Raw genomic sequence first — 17,434 nt, forward strand, 5'->3', positions numbered from 1 at the left:
TGCTAAAATTGGAAATAAATGAACTCTTGCTGCTGTCCGCCTAATAAAAAAATAGATGATATAATTAAATAGTAAATGAGAAACCTTAGTGGTCTGGGTATCCTCCAATCAGAAAAATCAAGTACTACTTCCCTATCTCTTCTGAGCCATTCAATGATAACAAAAATGATTATCAATATGATTATTTTAAGGGGCATCAATTCCGGCACCGCAAACAAGGATGGAGAAATTATTTTGAAATAAATTTGAGCGGCATGAGACATACTATCTGCTCTAAAAAAAATCCACGCTAGATTCACCATAACAAAAGTGACAAGCATTTGGAAAACTTCTCTAAGATTTGGCAAGAACTTGCCTTCCGCAACCAAATCTGTATTGATTCTATTTTTTTTCAAAACTAAAAGAGGTAAAAAGAACAATGCATTCAAAAAGCCCCAAGACATAAAAGTCCAATTAGCACCATGCCAGAATCCGCTTAACACAAATATTACAAATGTGTTTCTTACTTTTTGCCAAAGTCCTCCCCTACTACCACCCAAAGGAATATAAACATAGTCCCTGAACCAGGTGGACAAAGAAATATGCCACCTTCTCCAAAATTCAGCTATATCTCTTGAAAAATAAGGGAATGCAAAATTACGCATCAATTTAAACCCAAATAAACGAGATGTTCCAATAGCAATATCTGAATATCCAGAAAAATCTCCATAAATCTGAAATGAAAAAAGTATTACTCCTAAAAAAATTGTACTGCCAGAATAATTCTCCGTATTACTAAATATTATGTTTACAAACGTTGCTGCATTATCAGCAATTACAACCTTTTTAAAAAGCCCCCAAAGAATTAATTTTAGACCACTGACAGCAAAGTCATAATCAAAAGCCCTTTTTTTATAAAATTGTGGTAACAAATTAGTTGCTCTTTCTATGGGACCAGCTACTAGTTGAGGAAAAAAGCTTACATAGGTAAAAAAGGAAATTACATCCTTGGCAGGTTCAAGTTTCCGATTGTAGACGTCTATGGTATAACTTAGTGTTTGAAATGTATAAAAGCTAATACCAACAGGTAGAATAATATTGAGGGTGTCTAAATCAAAATTGTTTCCAAAAAATCGAACTGTATCATTAAAGCTCTCAATAAAAAAATTAAAGTATTTAAAGAACCCCAATAAGCCAATATTAAGAATAAGACTTATAGCGAGCAATCTCTTTCTATGTGATACTTTATTTGTTTTTCCCAGATACAATCCTATTGTATAATCAACAAAAGAACTAAATATAATAAGTCCTAAAAACCTCCAATCCCACCATCCATAAAAAACATAACTTGAAGCCAATAAAAATGCATTCTGCAATTTTAATTTCTTATTGAGGAGAAACCAATAAACTATAAATACTATTGGAATAAAAACGGTAAACTCGAAAGAATTGAATAACAAGTCGAATGATTTTGGAGTTGCCTTTCAAATATAAATTGAATTTATAATTCACATAATGATTGATTCGATAAGTGATCATTATATACGACCAAAGTTAGGACTATCTCATAAAGTGTGTAAATAGAAAATTAGCGGGGGCATGCCCCCGCTAATTTTTTGTCTAATTTTAAATATTTTCACATTATGAAGAAAGAAGAATTGTTCAACGACGATTTCCTGAAGCAGTTCAAATCGGGAGACGAGCTCAACGGTTTTCTCAAGGAACTCCAGAAGCGCGGCATCGAGAAGATGCTGGAAGGGGAACTGGACGGCCATCTGGATTACGAAAGGCACCAGAGGTCCAAGGACGGCAACTCCCGTAACGGGCACTCCAAAAAGAAGGTGCGCACCTCCTTCGGGGAGTCCGAGATATCCGTCCCCAGGGACAGGGATGCCAGTTTCAACCCCATGGTCGTCCCCAAGCGGGGCAACATGGTGGACGGCATCGAAAATGTCATCGTATCGCTCTACGCCAAGGGGATGAGCAACAGCGATATCGGGGAACAGATACGCGAGGTCTATAATTTTGACATCTCCACTTCCACCATATCAAGGATAACCGAAAAGGTGGCGGAGGACATCGTCGCCTGGCAGAACCGACCCTTGGAACCGGTCTATCTTATCGTATGGATGGACGGTATCGTCTTCAAGGTCAGGGAATCCTCCAAAGTAATCAACAAGACCGTGTACGTGGCCGTGGGCCTGCGCAGGGACGGGAAAAAGGAAGTGCTCGGCCTTTGGCTGGGCAAGAACGAATCGGCGGCCTTCTGGATGTCGGTGCTCACCGATATCAAGGCCCGCGGCACCGAGGACATCCTGATCACCGCCACCGACAACCTGAACGGGTTCACCGATACCATCAGGAACGTCTTCCCCGAGTCCAGAACCCAGATATGCGTGGTGCACCAGATACGCAATGCCTGCCGCTACGTGGTATGGAAGGACAAAAAAGCGTTCACCGCCGATATGAAGGGCATCTACAACGCACCCAACGAGAAGGCCGCAAAGGCCGCCCTGGAGGACTTTGCCAAGAAGTGGGAAACCAAGTACTCCTATGCCATAAGGAGCTGGAGGGACAACTGGGACGAACTCACCGTGTTCTTCGAGTTCCCCCTCGAGATACGAAAGATCATCTATACCACCAACCTTATAGAGAACCTGAACGGGAAGATCAGGAAGTACACCAAGAACAAGCTTTCCTTCCCCACCGACGATGCGGTGATGAAATCCGTATATTTGGCAACAAGGGAGGCCACCAAGAAATGGTCCATGCCCATCAGGAACTGGGGCATCATTTTAAACCAGTTCCTTACGATCTATGAAAAAAGGGTCAGGCTCTAGAAAAGCCCAACCCCCGTTATTTTTAACTTACACACTTATTGGGATAGTGTCCCAAAGTTGCTTATAAATTAAAAGGAGGTGCCAATGGCACCTCCTTTTAATTTATAAATCCAGTTTACTTTATTGGCAAGTATTGTTTCCAATCGACACACTACTACTTGTAGATTCGTCCAGAATACAAGTATAATTGCCGGTTACATTGATATTGTTGTCTCGAATGGTTGTTCCTGTCAAATCACCTTTTAAATGAATACCATTAGCATTACTTGGTGATAAAGTATTGTTTAATACATCAATATCTGATGCATTAATAACTTGAACCATTCCATTTGAAATATTGTTACTATAAGTCACTCCTGACGAGCTAGAGATAACAGAGGTTGCGCTACTTGCGAAATTATTTCCAATCACTTGCACAGAATTATCTAATCCTGCATCTCGATTTAACTGGACAAAATAAATGGCATTATTTCTAACATCAATGTCGTTGTTTTGTATAACGACATTGTTTGCAGTGGTAATTTGTCCTGATATACCTCGTCCGCTGGTGGTATTAGTAATCCTATTCTCACTTATAAAAATATCTTCAGCATCTTTTATTTGAATACCTGAATTACAATTATTTATGATGTTGCCCGTAACCTCTATATCTTTATAATATGTTGCAATGGCTAATCCATAACCCTCAATTGTATTACCAGACACTGAATTATTAAATACAGTCTCTCCTGGTCCGCCAACAATAATTGCAGGTTTACCAGCAGAAACATTACTTGCTGTAAATTTATTGTTTCTGATTTGTGTTTCTGAAGCTAAAGAAAAGGAGGCGCTCGTCTCAAAGTCATTGTTTTCAATTATGATTCTTTGACCAATAAAAACGATTATCGAGCCTTCCCTACTACCTCTTTCAACATTATTTCTTATTGTAACATCATGAACCTTTTGATATTCAACTAATTCATTGGATGAATTTCTTGTTCTTACAGGCTCAAGATTAATTGCAAAACCTACTACTCCTCCATCAGAATTTGAGGAAGGCTGAGCATTATTTAAAAAAGTATTTGAATTAATATCTATGTTATTACCATCCGTTAATGCAATACTCATCATTCTATTGGAATCGAAAACACAATTTCTGACCACAACATTGTTAGTTGGGTCATAGTTGGAATCAAAGGTATGTCCAACTGAATTTATGTTTAGTCCTCCTAATGATCCTTTTGTAAACTTTACACCGTCCAAAACAATATTCTTACCAGACCGAATCGTCATTAAATGGGCTCCCTCTTCTGCATTTTCCCTAGAATAGGAACGATTATCCCTATCTCCAACTAAAACACCTCCCCGAATGGTAACATTATCGACCTCTCTAACACCAATTAAAGCTGCTGAAGTAGTACCGATTGTTGGAAAGACTCTCAAAAAGGTATTATTAGTCATTGACAAAGTAAAGTCTGAAGGTAGGTTTACTGCCTCTAAACTTGGATAAAAATTCTGATTTGTTGTGGTAGAAGTAACCTTGGTAACCTCAAAATAGGCATCAAATTCATCAGTTTTAAAGGTAGTAGCCCCTAACTCTTTTACATAAAACATTAATCCTTCAAAATTGGTATTGTTCTTTAAGGCGCGATCAGAATTTACTTGTCCTTGAACAATATCCCATCGCTCCGGATAAAACTGAAAAATTGGGTCATCTAATTTAACATCACCTTCAATGGTCAAATCCTTATTGAGCAAGTCACCATCAATGGTACCTTGAGCAGAAAAGTTCAACGTTCCGTTTATAATTTCACCTCCTGCAAAAACAAAAGTGACTCCGGAAGGTACCGTTATGGTTTGTCCTCCCAAGTCCATGCGACAGGCAATTTCCAAGGTTGAGTTGCTTTCAATACCATCCAATGTGTAGTCACATGGTGTATTATCTATTTTAAGTCCCTCTGAGGAATCAAAATCAGGGCCATTGTCCGTTTCTTCCGAATCTGGAGTCTCTTGGTCATCGGAACCATCAGAATCTCCATCAGAATCTCCATCAGAATCTCCATCCGAAACATCAACGGTTTCCTCATCAGGGTCTTCCAAACCAACTAGGTCTATAAGGTCTTCATCTTGCGAACAAGAGATAAATGAGGCTTGAATTAGGCAAAGAAAAATTACCGAAAAGAAAAGTAATTTTGGGGTGTTCTTTTGCATCTGTTACTTTTTAATTTACAAATTTGTTCTTTTAAGTTCAAAAAACGACAAAATGTGTCTTTTTTTCGACGAAATACACCAGCACTTACGTTCAATACCAAACAATTAGACGTTGAACCTATCGATTTTAACAAAAAAAATCGATGAAATGCATCTTTCCTATGCTTTTTCTAGTTAGCCCTCAAATCCACTTTATCTATAATTTACCACACTAAATCTAAAAGTAATTTTTATTTAACCCTTTTCAACTTATATGGAATTATATTTGACATCCTGAAAAGTCCCCATATTTTTAAATCAAATTGCTACCTAACCCATCACCTATTCCATGAAGCAAAAGTTAATAAGGATAACCACAGTGCCTATTTCACTCGGGGGACTGTTGCAGGGACAATCTAAATTTATGAGTCAGTTCTATGAGGTTGTCGGTATCTCATCGGATAAGGAAAACTTGGAAAAAGTGGGGGCCAAGGAAGAAATAAGGGTGATTCCCGTAAACCTTACTAGAAAGATAACCCCTATTCAGGATCTTAAGGCATTAATAACTCTTTATAAAATCCTAAGAAAAGAAAAACCGTTCATTGTCCACTCCCATACACCAAAGGCAGGAACAATCGGCATGATGGCCGCGCGCTTGGCCGGTGTTCCACACAGATTACACACCATTGCCGGGCTACCTCTTGTGGAAGCTACCGGACCAAAAAGGGTTTTGCTGAATGCCGTAGAAAAATTGACCTATTACTGCGCAACTAAAGTATATCCAAACTCGGTGGGACTACAGGACATCGTACTGGACCACAAGTTCACGGATGCAAAAAAATTAAAGGTGATCGGCCATGGCAGCTCCAATGGTATAGATACCTCCTATTTTGACCCAAGCTTATATTCCAATGCATCAAAACTTGAGCTTCGCAAAAAACTAAAGCTCGCCGATGATGACTATGTGTTTGTATTTGTCGGCCGATTGGTTGGGGACAAAGGAATCAATGAACTTATTGCTGCCTTTAAAAATATTTTGAAGGAGCATACCAATGTACAACTGTTGCTGGTGGGGAATCCTGAAGAAGAGCTTGACCCAATGTTGCCCGAAACAGAGGAGTTCATCTTCAAGTCCGATAAAGTAATTGCCACGGGATGGGCAGATGATGTGCGCCCTTATTTTGCCATCAGTGATTGTTTGACGTTTCCCAGTTATCGTGAGGGCTTTCCCAATGTGGTAATGCAATCTGGGGCAATGGGGCTTTACAGTATTGTAAGCGATATCAATGGTTGTAATGAGATTGTAGAAGAGGGAGTCAACGGAAGCATTATACCAACAAAAAATACCGAGGCACTTTTCAACGCTATGAAACACGTGTTGGAGAACAAAGAGAAGTTTGCCGCAGAAAAAGATGTTTACCGGGAGATGATCAAGAAGAGATATGAAAGGTCCTTTATTTGGAACGAACTCTTAAAAGAATATCAAGAGCTGGAAGGCACCAAAGATTGATTCAAAACATACAGTTTACCCAAAGCTACATTTCAATATCTAAAGGATTCTTTAAAGTTCAATACTAAATGGAATTGAAGCCAAACCCTTGTTTTAATCTAGAACTTTTACAATTCGTCTAAAATATCATTTCCTTAAACCATTAATCAATGCATTTTGCCAATGTTGCCCTAATTTTAAAGTGTCTTAGTGCTTTTTGTTTGTACTAAATAGAATATTATCCCTAAATCCCTGTTTAACCTCATATATGTACAGCGTTTTTATAAAACCGATCATAGATTTTCTCATCGCATTAGTTCTACTTGTGCTCCTGTCGCCATTATTGTTGGTCCTGATACTTTTACTATTGGTCGTTAACCATGGTAAACCGTTCTTTTTACAGCCACGTCCCGGAAAAGATGGAAAAATTTTCAGAATCATTAAATTCAAGACCATGCGCGATTTTAAACCTGGCTCATCAATCGATATCCATAGCCCCAAGCGAGTAACACCTATAGGTGGATTCGTTCGCAAATACTCTCTGGACGAGCTCCTGCAATTGGTAAATGTGCTTAAAGGCGATATGTCCCTTGTAGGCCCAAGACCTTTATTGGTAGAATACCTGCCGCTTTATAATGAAGAACAGAGCAAACGGCACAATGTAAGACCCGGAATAACAGGGTGGGCCCAAGTAAATGGCAGAAATACAATCGATTGGAATCAAAAATTCAAGTTGGACGTTTGGTATGTTGAAAACATTTCTGCAATGTTGGACTTGAAGATTATCTATAAAACATTTATAAAAGTGATCAAGAAAAGTGACATCAATCAAAATGAAAACAAAACAATGCCCCAATGGGCCGGTAATTGACCGATCTATATAAATTAATTTCCCTGAACACTATATAACATGAAAAAAGTAAGAATCTATGGAGCAGGCGGACACTCTCAGGTTATTCGAAAAGTTCTCGAATTAAACGACATCGTCGTTACAGACACTTATGATGACAAGCCGTCAACGGTTCACAGTGCTTATCAAAATACAAATATTGAAAGTGGGGCGAGGGATGGAAAGGATGCATTCCCCCACGAAGGAGATCCGGTGATCATAGCTGTTGGCAATAATTTACAACGAGCGGAAATTGCTGAATTTTTGAAAAGTACATTTGAGAAAGCTATTCATCCATCATCAATAATTGCCGAAAGCGCAATAGTTGGAGAAGGAACAGTTGTTTTTGCCGGCGCAATCATACAACCGAACACTACGGTAGGCAAACATGTCATCGTAAATACGGCAGCAAGTATAGATCACGATAATAGTATTGGTGATTATGCCCATATTTCTCCAAAAGCTGCACTTTGCGGACATGTGGAGGTTGGTGAAGGTTCGCATGTAGGAGTAGGTGCAGTTGTGATACCAAAAATAAAAATAGGAAAGTGGTGTACCATAGGAGCAGGAACAGTGGTCATTAAAGACGTTCCGGACTACGCAACCGTGGTGGGCAACCCTGGTAGGATAATTAAAATCAATAATCCATTTGTATCGCAATAGTTTAATGGCAGTTGACATTTAAATGTAGTGAAAAGTCAAGTTAAACATATAAGGTTATATGGTGCAGGGGGGCATTCCGGCGTTATTAAGGATGTAGCCCAACTTTTAGGGTACAATATCGTTGATGTTTTTGATGATCATCCATCCGATAGTGTGCATTGGGATTCCGATGGAGTGAAGATTGGCCTTACATTTTCTAACGACTTTCCGCATGAGGGACCACCTTTCATCATTGCAATTGGTGATAATAAAACAAGGGCAGAACTGTCCCATAAAATAAAAGCTGTTTTTAAAACATTGATACATCCATCTGCGGTCATAAGCAAAGAGAGCAGTATTGGTGAAGGAACAGTAGTATATGCCGGAGTGGTAATTCAACCCAATACAACCATTGGAAAACATGTAATAGTAAATACTTCGGCAAGTATTGATCACGACAATTACATAGCTGATTTTGTACACGTAGCTCCCAAAGCTGCACTTACAGGCCATGTTGAGGTAGGAGAAGGTTCGTTCATAGGAGCCGGTGCCGTGGTAATACCAAAAATAAAAATCGGTAAATGGTGCACAATAGGTGCCGGAAGTGTCGTTATAAAGGATGTCCCGGACAATGCGGTCGTTGTAGGAAATCCTGCGAAAATTATCAGATATCAAAATTTAAACGAAAGTAATGGAAAATAAAATTCCTTTCAATCTTGCATTCATTGGTTCGGGAATTTCGTCAACTTTCACCTTGTATCATACCCTCAAGAAACTGGAGAAAAAAGAACATGGTGATACAATTCGAATTGCCGTTGTGGAAAAGTTTGAAACCTTCCATAGTGGAATTCCCTATGGTGAAAGGTCGGGAAGTACAACCTTACTGATCACCTCACTCAAAAACTTTTTGCCGGAACCCGAATTGTCAGAGTTTATAGAATGGCTCAACAAAAACAAACAACAGCTTTTGAATGAGCTTAAGGAACAAGGAGGACCATTGTCGCTGGAATGGATACAAAAACACCATCATGAACTAGAGAACAACCAATGGGAAGACCTCTTTATCCCAAGAAGGTTCTTTGGTTATTACATGGACGAAAAAATAGGGACGGTTGTACAGGCCCTAGAAAAGCAAAAAGGAGTCTCAGTTTCATATATCAGAGGTAAGGTAATCGACTTGGCACAAAATGAAGGAGCATGGGAAATCCATTTTAAGGAGCAATCCCCCATTTTTGCAGAAAAGGCCATCTTGGCCATTGGTTCTTTGCCTTCCAATTACTTGTGGAAAAGAAAGAAACGATTTAAAAAAGACAACTTCCTCTTGATCAATGACCCTTACAAACCAAGGTTATCGAAAACCATTGAAAGTATCAGGGACTTCGCTTTTCAATCCAAAGAAGCCATTAATGTTTCCATTATAGGAGCCAATGCCAGTGGTCTAGAAATGCTTTACCAGCTCAACGACCATCCGGATATCAAGGAAAGGATCAACCATTTTTACATGATATCCACTCAAGGACTCCTACCCGATTCAAAAATAGACCATACTAAGCTAAAGCAGTTTAAAACTGTCCATTTAGATGGTTTAAATGAAAAAGAATACTTAAAGGCATCAGAAATTGCCGAAGCCGTATATCAAGATCTAGATTTAGCGGACAATATACAATTGGGTGCTTCCAGTACCGTTGGTATTGTATCCCAAAAATTCGGGGCGCTCCTGGAAAAGCTCGACCGGGATGAGTTGGAAAGATTCGCCTGTCATTATGGAAACCAGATAGGCAGAAGACAGCGTTGTGCAGGGGAACATTATGCCAACGTGGCAAGGATTCTAAAAATGAAAAAACAGTTTACCCACATTGCCGGTAGATTCTCGGATATAATTCCAAACCCTTCTGGATATGAGCTTGCATATACGGACAAGGACAATTTGCATCAAACTGTTGGGGAACCAATACATATTGTTATCAATTGTATTAGTGGGATTACGTTTTCGCATCCCAATATTCCAAAATTGATCGCTAGTCTGATTTCCAAAAATATGATTCAGGCAAATGAATCCGAGATAGGTATACGGGTGAACAACGAGTTTGAGGCCGCTGAGAACCTTCATGTCATAGGCCCTTTATTGGCCGGCAACATTATTGGCGGCAAAGCAGTTTGGCATGTCGAGCATTGCGGAAGAATCATTGCCTTTTCGAAAATGCTCTCAGATTTTTTAGTGGATGATTCCCCATATGATTTTGATCTCGACATCATTGAGTTGGACCAGCAAGAAGGCATAGACTCCTACAAGCATCTGATAAAAACAGAATGGAACAACAATCCATATTATTTATACGAGTACTTGTCCCATCACAAATCGGATAATAACAAAATCATAGCGTTCAACTTTAAGGTAAACGGTGCATCAACCATAGTAATGCCTATGATATTGCGAGAAATTGAAGTTTCAAAAGAACCATTTTATGATATTATTTCACCTTATGGCTACAATGGGCCACTCTATGAAGAGGGGGTAAATGAGCAAATAATCAAAAAGTTTTGGGAGCTTGTTGATGAATGGTACACTAAAAACAATGTGATTTCAGAGTTCGTTCGGTTTCATTTAAATGGGAACCATCAAAATTATTCTGGTGAAACGGTATCAACATTGAACAATGTTTTTGGTCCATTGATGAACAATTTTGAAGAACAATGGGATTCCTTTGTTTCCAAAGTAAGAAACAACTATCGTAAGGCAGAAAAGGAAGACCTTACCATAAAATTTCATGAAGGAACAGCTATTGAAGACCATCATATAGCTACATTTTACAACATTTATGTAAGTACGATGAAAAGGAACGGAGCTTCCAAGATGCTGTACTTTTCTTTGGAACATTTTGAAAACATGATCCTTAAAAATAAGGAAAATTTCACCATAGTGCTTGTATATAAGGATGATGTTGCCATATCCACAGAACTTATCATCCATCTCAACGATTGTATGTATGCATATCTGGGTGGCACACTGTCGGATTACTTCAATTGTCGTCCAAATGACTACTTGCGGGTAGAGGTCATCCGCTGGGGCATTGAAAAAGGGAAGAGCCATTATATTCTTGGAGGGGGAATCACCAATGGCGACGGACTGTACAAATTCAAGAAATCCCTGTTTCCAAATTCCACTGACCGTATTTTTTATACAGGGCGAAAAATCATAAACAAAACTAAATACGATGAACTTTGTGAGTTGGTCTGTGGACCTGTGAACGAAAAAGAGACAGGGTCCTTTTTTCCACTTTACCGGATGAATCCTTCATCATAGAGATGAACCAAACTATTGTATGTTTAAAGTTATTACAGAGGAAAATGAATGGAACAGGGCAATAAGTTCTTTTGAAAAAAAGGACTTTTACCACTCCTATGATTACCACCAGGTCTGCATAAAGGACAATGAAGTGGCAAAGCTTCTTGTGTACAGTTCTGGTGATACGTCCATTGCATTCCCTTTAGTAATAAGGCCCATCAATGGTAGTGGTTTTTTTGACGCTACATCGGTATATGGATATGCTGGGCCATTGATATCCAACCTCTCCTCCCACTTCGATTTTCAAGATTGGAAAGAACAAATGCTCGGGTATTTCTTGGATGATAAGATTATCAGCATTTTTTCAAGTACAAACCCTTTTATCGATGATCAAGAACAGCTTCTTTCCCACATGGGAGAAATCGAGTCCCTTGGCGATATTGTATATTTTGACCTAAAGGAATCCACAGAACATCAAAAACAGTACTCAAAGACTACAAAAAGATACCTTAACCGCAATAAAAGGCTTTTCAATATTAGAGAGGGAAATTCTGAAGATGATGCCCGTCAATTTTTGGAAATATATTATCAAAGTATGGAACGCGTAGGAGCTAGTAGCCAGTATTATTTTAAACTTCCCTATTTTATCAAACTTTTACACAACAACAGTTTTTTTGATGCCAGTTTTGTATTTGCAACTTCCAAAAAAAACGGAGATGTTGCCTCTGGCGCTTTTATCATCCGTACCAAAGATCACATCGTTCAATATCATTTGTCCGGGACGGTAGATGCTTACAGGCACCTGTCCCCTATCCGTGGGGTTATCGACCATGTACGGAGCAAAAACAAGTCCGACAAATTTAACTTCTTTAATCTGGGCGGGGGCGTTGGCAGTAAAAATGATTCTTTATACGATTTTAAGGCTTCCTTTTCCAAGAAAAGGGCACCTTTTAAAGTTTGGAAGTATATCTCCAATACCGAGGTATATGACAGACTGTGTAAAATAGCAAAAGAAAAGGAAGGAAAAGAAAGTTTAAATACCAATTATTTTCCGGCGTACCGTACCAATTCCTATTTTGATACTCCCTAATCTCTAATACTTCCTAGAATCAAATTGGAGAATAGTTACTTTTTCAAGTTGATCTCACACCCTCTTCAAGCTGTTTCTTTCGGTGCACATCAAAACTCTCAATAAAAGCATCCGGGTCTTCTGCGACATCTTTTCCTGATAAGGCCTTTTTAAAAGTCTGTACCAATATTTTGGAATCCATCAAGAGGCCAATATTCTCTACATATTCTACGTCTAGGTCAAATCTTTCCTCCCAAGTCAAAAAATTTCTTCCGGATATTTGAGCAAGACCGGTAATACCAGGTCTCACTGAATGTCTTTTTTTTTCTCTCTCATTGTAGAACGGCAGGTAATATGTTCTCAACGGTCTGGGTCCAACCAAGCTCATATCCCCTTTTACTATATTGATAAGTTGTGGGATCTCGTCCAAGGAGGTCTTTCTTACGAATGCGCCTACTTTGGTTATACGTTGGTTGTCGGGCAGCAATTTTCCGGAATCATCGGTTTTGTCGTTCATAGTCTTAAACTTTAGAATATGAAAAACCTTTTCATTTTTACCTGGCCGTTCTTGCGTAAAAAAAGGAGTTCCCTTAAAATCGATCCAAAGTAAAATGGTGACTAAAATAAAGATTGGAGAAAGCAAGATCAATCCAACAAATGATGCCGTAAAGTCAAAACATCTTTTAAAAAAATTACTGTACACCGGAATATAAGTTTAGTTATTTTTCAATTTGAAAATGTATTAATTCTGATTTTCCATCAACTTCATACTTTCAATGATCAACGGAAGTCCCTTACTTGAAAACTTCGGATATAACGTATCAAAAGTATCTCCCTCATCTATTCTAACAGGCTCTTGGCACAAGATGGTTCCACGATCGAACCTGTCATCGATAATATGTGTCGTAATACCTGTTACCTTCACCCCGTAATCAAGGGCATCCTGTATGGCTGTCTTGGTTGCCAAAAAACTAGGAAACAAGGAGGGATGTATATTCGCTATTTTATTTGGGAACGCATCCAACATTTGCTTTCGGATAAGGTGTTCGAATCCAAGAAGGAAAATGTGCGTTATCCCGTTTTCCAATAAAATATCGATCATTCTAGCTTGATGGTCCCGCTTATTGTTAAAATCTTTCAAGGGCATACGAACATGCTTTATCCCATTTAGCTTTGCCTCATCAGCCGCGCCACAGTTCTCCTGTTCATAAATGACCATCCCTATTTTGTCAATTTGACCATTTTCGGCATGCCATGCAATGGCATCTTTGGCATTTTTGCCCCAAAAACTACATAAAAAGGCCCATTTGATTTTTTTATCCATATAAAGTGTTCATTAATAGCATCTACAAATAGGAAAGATATGCTCATTCTGATTGACCACTTTCCTAATTCAGTAAAAATAAATGATGCCGTTGCAATAGTATTTGCTCCAACAATCGCTAAGATAATCCCGGGCATTGCAATACTCCAAGAATTTCTGCCGAACGTCCTTATTTTACCCGTAACATGACGAACATCCTTAATTAGTAAGTTCATCGATGAAACCTGTGAGATTAACTCGATCCTGTGTTGAAATGTCCAATTAATCTTACTTTTACAATGAACCGACCAATAGTTTCCCAAACACAAGGATTATCCATGCTTTTTAATTCTTTTGAGTTCCTACTTTTTTTTCCAATAGTACTTTTAATGTACTATCTGCTACCTCATAAACTACGGTGGCTGTTCTTATTGGCTTCAAGTTATTATTTCTATGCCGCATCGGAACCCTACCTGATTATTCTATTGCTCATATCCACTCTGGTGGATTACTATTGTGGTCTAAAAATCGGCGACGTAGTTTCCAGAAGGAAAAAATATTACCTATGGCTCAGCATAGTGGTCAACATAGGCATTCTTGTTGCCTTCAAATATTTATTTTTCTTCATTGATTCCACAAACAGCATCTTGGAATATTTTGGGGTAGAGATATCCTCTTCCGAAAAAATACAGTCGTACAGAATTGATCAAATCTTGTTACCGGTAGGTATCAGCTTCTATACGTTTCAGACCATGAGCTACACCATAGAGGTTTACCGGGGCAATATGAAGCCCGAGAAACACCTTGGTAGATTCGCCCTTTTTGTTGCTTTCTTTCCTCAATTGGTCGCTGGCCCTATTGAAAAGGCCACTAGGCTATTGCCTCAGTTAAAAAAAACCATTTCTCCCGATATATCCCAAATCAAACGAGGAATGATAATCATGGCATGGGGGTTCTTTTTAAAAATTGTCGTGGCCGATCGTTTGGGCATTTACGTGGATGCTGTTTATGCTGATCCAGACGGTCATCAGGGACTCCCCTCTTTGTTGGCAGCTTTCTTTTTTGTATTCCAGATATACTTTGATTTCGCTGCCTACACTTATATTGCTATAGGAGCTGCAAAGACCATGGGGATTTCATTGATCAATAATTTTAACAGACCCTTGTTCTCGATCAATATTACGCAGTTCTGGCAACGCTGGCATATATCGCTGACCCAATGGATTAGGGATTATCTCTATAGTCCCTTGAGAAGAAAGGCCCATTTAAACCGGGTGGTCTCCGTACTATTGGTCTTCTTTATTATGGGACTATGGCACGGAGCCAATTGGACCTTTGTGGTCTGGGGATTGATCAATGCCCTGTTTTTGATAATAGAAGTGGCTACCAACAAATGGCGGAAAAATAGTTTTGACTTTTTACACATTCCCTCCAAGCTTAGGTACTTTATGGGTTGGGCGGTGTCATTTACCCTAATGATGCTGTCCCTAATCTTCTTTAGATCGGCATCAATACAAGAAGCTTTCAACTTTATTGGCAATCTTTTTGTTGTTCCAAACTTGCACATCAATGTACTCAACAACTATTTGGAGCTCTTTTTGAGCATCCTTTTGATTTTTGGTGTACAATGGGTTCACTTTGTTAAGGGGAACAATAAGATATATGAATTGGTGGAAGGGCGACCGGTCTGGGCCCGGTGGTCCATGTACTTGGCATATATCGCCATTATTGTGATGCTGGGCATCAACAGGCAAGAGAGTTTTATTTATTTTCAATTCTGATCACAATGAGATATTTTATCCTAAAGCTCCTCCTTTTTTTCGCGCTATTGGCCTCGGCGTATGCCTTTATGGTCAATAGACTTTCCGAAGGCTATGTAGATATGTATTATCCTAAATATACCCAAGGTGCCAGTAGTTTGGTCATTGGACTCTCGAGGGCAGATCAAGGAATTGACCCCAAAACAGTCACCGAAAATATCAATCAGGAAATAAATCTGCCATTGATAAATTTCGCCGCTAACCAATACTATTATGGAGAGGTATATCTGGAGGCCATCAAAGAAAAACTTATTAGGGCCAATGGCAAAGGAGTGTTCATACTAAGTGCATCTCCGGGTAGCTTTACCGCCCCTATTGGCTTTGGAGCCGAAGGAATCAAAAAAATGGACGAGAAAGCGGCCATAGGAAAAACCGAAGACTTCAACTCGAACCCCAACTATAGTTACATCATAAACTGTTATGGACAGGGGCTTTACCATGCCCTGTTTGCCCAAAGGGCACCAGGAAATGTAATTACGCATGACAATGGATGGAACGAGGTCTTGGTATCTGGAAGCGACTTTACCCTGAGCGATGCTTTGAAAATGGACTGGAAAAGACAAAACCTTGCCTATTTTCAACGTAGACTACCCAAGGAAGAAACAAAAAACTATAGATGGGAATGGTTTGGAAAGACCATTGAATACCTTAAGGACAAGGGACAGGTAATTCTGGTAAGAATGCCGGCCGACAAAGAAATTATTGATTTCGAAAATGAGAATTCCCCCAATTTTAGAAAATCAATGGACAGCATTACAAAAATTCATCAAATTCCTTATCTCGACTATTCCAAAAATGCCTCTGGTTACAAAACCTATGATGGGTCGCACCTACATTCTGAGAGCGCTATCCAATTTTCTACACAATTGGCCAAGGATATCGCCGTTCATATAAAAAAGTGATAGCCGCTTGATAAGTGAAAAAAAACATATAATTCCCCCACCACTTGATGACCCGTATACTTCGGATACCTTCACGTCCATTTGGTCACAGCACTTTGCAAGAGGTTTGGACACCATGAATTGTGATTGTTTTGAAGGAATATCGTTTTATAAAAAGGGAAGACTTCCCGTATATAACAATGTAGGGGCCACAAACACTAAAGGGATTCATTATTGTGTCAATCCCTCAACCATGCCCATTGCAAATGACAACAAGGTCTATCTTATTTATGATGTTCCGGATTTTGGATTCCACAGGGAACAAATACCAAATGGACTCCGATTGATTTCTATACCACAATACGAAGGTTATATTTGTGATTTGGCCAATGAAGGGTCCGCCGAAGGATACCTCACAACCAACCTAAGCTCACGGAGCCGGTCCAAGTTGAGGAATTACGGAAATAAGTTGAAGAAAAAGTATTCAGTAGAATACCAGATGATATGGGGCGATATGCCAGAAAAAGAATATGACGCCCTTTTTGAAAAATTCCATGAACTTCTTGTACGCAGGTTCGATGAAAAACAGATAGTGAACAACAATCTGGACCCAAAAGAATGGTCATTTTTCAAGGATGTTACTTTGCCAATGATGCGCAACAAAGAAGCAGGTTTATTTGTTGGCTCTGTTCAGGGCAATCCAATAGCCATTACACTACTCAATTTTTCAAAGGACCATGCCTATGACGTCATACGGGTTTTTGACATCGATTTTTCAGAGTATAGGATAGGGAGTCTCAGTTTAGTTGAACAAATAGATTGGTGCATTAAAAACAATTTTAAGGTTTTGGACTTTTCCAAAGGTCATTTTGATTATAAGGAGAGATGGTGCAATCGTTCCTATATGCTAAATTATCATATCTGGTACAATCCCAAGAGCTTGATGAGCAGGGGAATTGCCCAACTATTGGCTACAAAGTTCAAACTTAAATACTGGGCCCGTACACAAGGAATTCATAAAAGCTTGCATAAAATACGCTATAAACTGGGACACAAACCTAAGTGAA

Annotated in this window: 14 protein-coding genes; 10 read left to right on the forward strand and 4 right to left on the reverse strand. The window is 39.1% G+C overall.

The features are described 5' to 3' along the window. Positions 1–2 precede the first annotated feature (2 nt). Positions 3–1,439, reverse strand: coding sequence for an MBOAT family O-acyltransferase (locus K1F36_RS02015; RefSeq protein ID WP_220112294.1), 1,437 nt, complete (start codon positions 1,437–1,439; stop codon positions 3–5). A gap of 183 nt (positions 1,440–1,622) precedes the next feature. On the opposite strand from K1F36_RS02015, the gene K1F36_RS02020 reads away from it, so the two are divergent. After that, the gene (locus K1F36_RS02020; protein WP_062787294.1) at positions 1,623–2,819 is read left to right on the forward strand and encodes an IS256 family transposase; all 1,197 of its coding nucleotides are present in this window, start codon (positions 1,623–1,625) and stop codon (positions 2,817–2,819) included. Positions 2,820–2,939: 120 nt separating this feature from the next. On the opposite strand, the gene K1F36_RS02025 is transcribed toward K1F36_RS02020, so the two are convergent. Continuing rightward, positions 2,940–5,009, reverse strand: a complete 2,070-nt coding sequence (locus K1F36_RS02025) for a right-handed parallel beta-helix repeat-containing protein (protein WP_220112295.1) — start codon at positions 5,007–5,009, stop codon at positions 2,940–2,942. Positions 5,010–5,337: 328 nt separating this feature from the next. On the opposite strand from K1F36_RS02025, the gene K1F36_RS02030 reads away from it, so the two are divergent. The 6 genes from K1F36_RS02030 (at position 5,338) to K1F36_RS02055 (ending at position 12,384) form a co-directional block, all read left to right on the forward strand. Next, entirely contained in the window at positions 5,338–6,498 is a 1,161-nt protein-coding gene (locus tag K1F36_RS02030; RefSeq protein ID WP_220112296.1) for a glycosyltransferase family 4 protein, read from the forward strand. Between the two features lie 247 nt (positions 6,499–6,745). Beyond that, positions 6,746–7,348 carry a sugar transferase gene (locus tag K1F36_RS02035; RefSeq protein ID WP_220112297.1) on the forward strand — a complete coding sequence of 201 codons (603 nt, stop codon included), beginning with the start codon at positions 6,746–6,748 and terminating at the stop codon, positions 7,346–7,348. 39 nt (positions 7,349–7,387) lie between these two features. Further along, on the forward strand, positions 7,388–8,029 hold the full coding sequence (locus K1F36_RS02040) for an acetyltransferase (protein ID WP_220112298.1): 642 nt from the start codon (positions 7,388–7,390) through the stop codon (positions 8,027–8,029). A gap of 27 nt (positions 8,030–8,056) precedes the next feature. Continuing rightward, positions 8,057–8,710: an acetyltransferase gene (locus tag K1F36_RS02045; RefSeq protein ID WP_220112299.1), complete on the forward strand. Its 654-nt coding sequence runs from the start codon at positions 8,057–8,059 to the stop codon at positions 8,708–8,710. Beyond that, positions 8,700–11,312, forward strand: a complete 2,613-nt coding sequence (locus K1F36_RS02050; protein ID WP_220112300.1) for a GNAT family N-acetyltransferase — start codon at positions 8,700–8,702, stop codon at positions 11,310–11,312. Before K1F36_RS02045 ends, K1F36_RS02050 begins: the two co-directional genes overlap by 11 nt. Positions 11,313–11,331: 19 nt before the next feature. Next, positions 11,332–12,384 carry a GNAT family N-acetyltransferase gene (locus K1F36_RS02055; protein ID WP_220112301.1) on the forward strand — a complete coding sequence of 351 codons (1,053 nt, stop codon included), beginning with the start codon at positions 11,332–11,334 and terminating at the stop codon, positions 12,382–12,384. Between the two features lie 43 nt (positions 12,385–12,427). On the opposite strand, the gene K1F36_RS02060 is transcribed toward K1F36_RS02055, so the two are convergent. Next, positions 12,428–13,066: a sugar transferase gene (locus K1F36_RS02060; RefSeq protein WP_220112302.1), complete on the reverse strand. Its 639-nt coding sequence runs from the start codon at positions 13,064–13,066 to the stop codon at positions 12,428–12,430. A 39-nt stretch (positions 13,067–13,105) separates the two neighbouring features. Next, positions 13,106–13,687 carry a formyltransferase family protein gene (locus K1F36_RS02065; RefSeq protein ID WP_220112303.1) on the reverse strand — a complete coding sequence of 194 codons (582 nt, stop codon included), beginning with the start codon at positions 13,685–13,687 and terminating at the stop codon, positions 13,106–13,108. A gap of 368 nt (positions 13,688–14,055) precedes the next feature. On the opposite strand from K1F36_RS02065, the gene K1F36_RS02070 reads away from it, so the two are divergent. Genes K1F36_RS02070 through K1F36_RS02080 form a run of 3 tightly spaced genes read left to right on the forward strand, consistent with a single transcriptional unit; the run spans position 14,056 to position 17,433 of the window. Continuing rightward, a complete protein-coding gene (locus K1F36_RS02070) occupies positions 14,056–15,447 on the forward strand; it encodes an MBOAT family O-acyltransferase (protein ID WP_258538900.1) in 1,392 nt (463 codons plus the stop codon). 5 nt (positions 15,448–15,452) lie between these two features. Further along, on the forward strand, positions 15,453–16,388 hold the full coding sequence (locus tag K1F36_RS02075; protein ID WP_220112305.1) for a hypothetical protein: 936 nt from the start codon (positions 15,453–15,455) through the stop codon (positions 16,386–16,388). Positions 16,389–16,395: 7 nt separating this feature from the next. Further along, a complete protein-coding gene (locus tag K1F36_RS02080; protein WP_220112306.1) occupies positions 16,396–17,433 on the forward strand; it encodes a GNAT family N-acetyltransferase in 1,038 nt (345 codons plus the stop codon). Position 17,434: the final 1 nt, after the last annotated feature.

This window comes from Flagellimonas abyssi (assembly GCF_019457905.1).
In the GTDB taxonomy this organism is placed as follows: Bacteria; Bacteroidota; Bacteroidia; order Flavobacteriales; family Flavobacteriaceae; genus Flagellimonas; species Flagellimonas abyssi.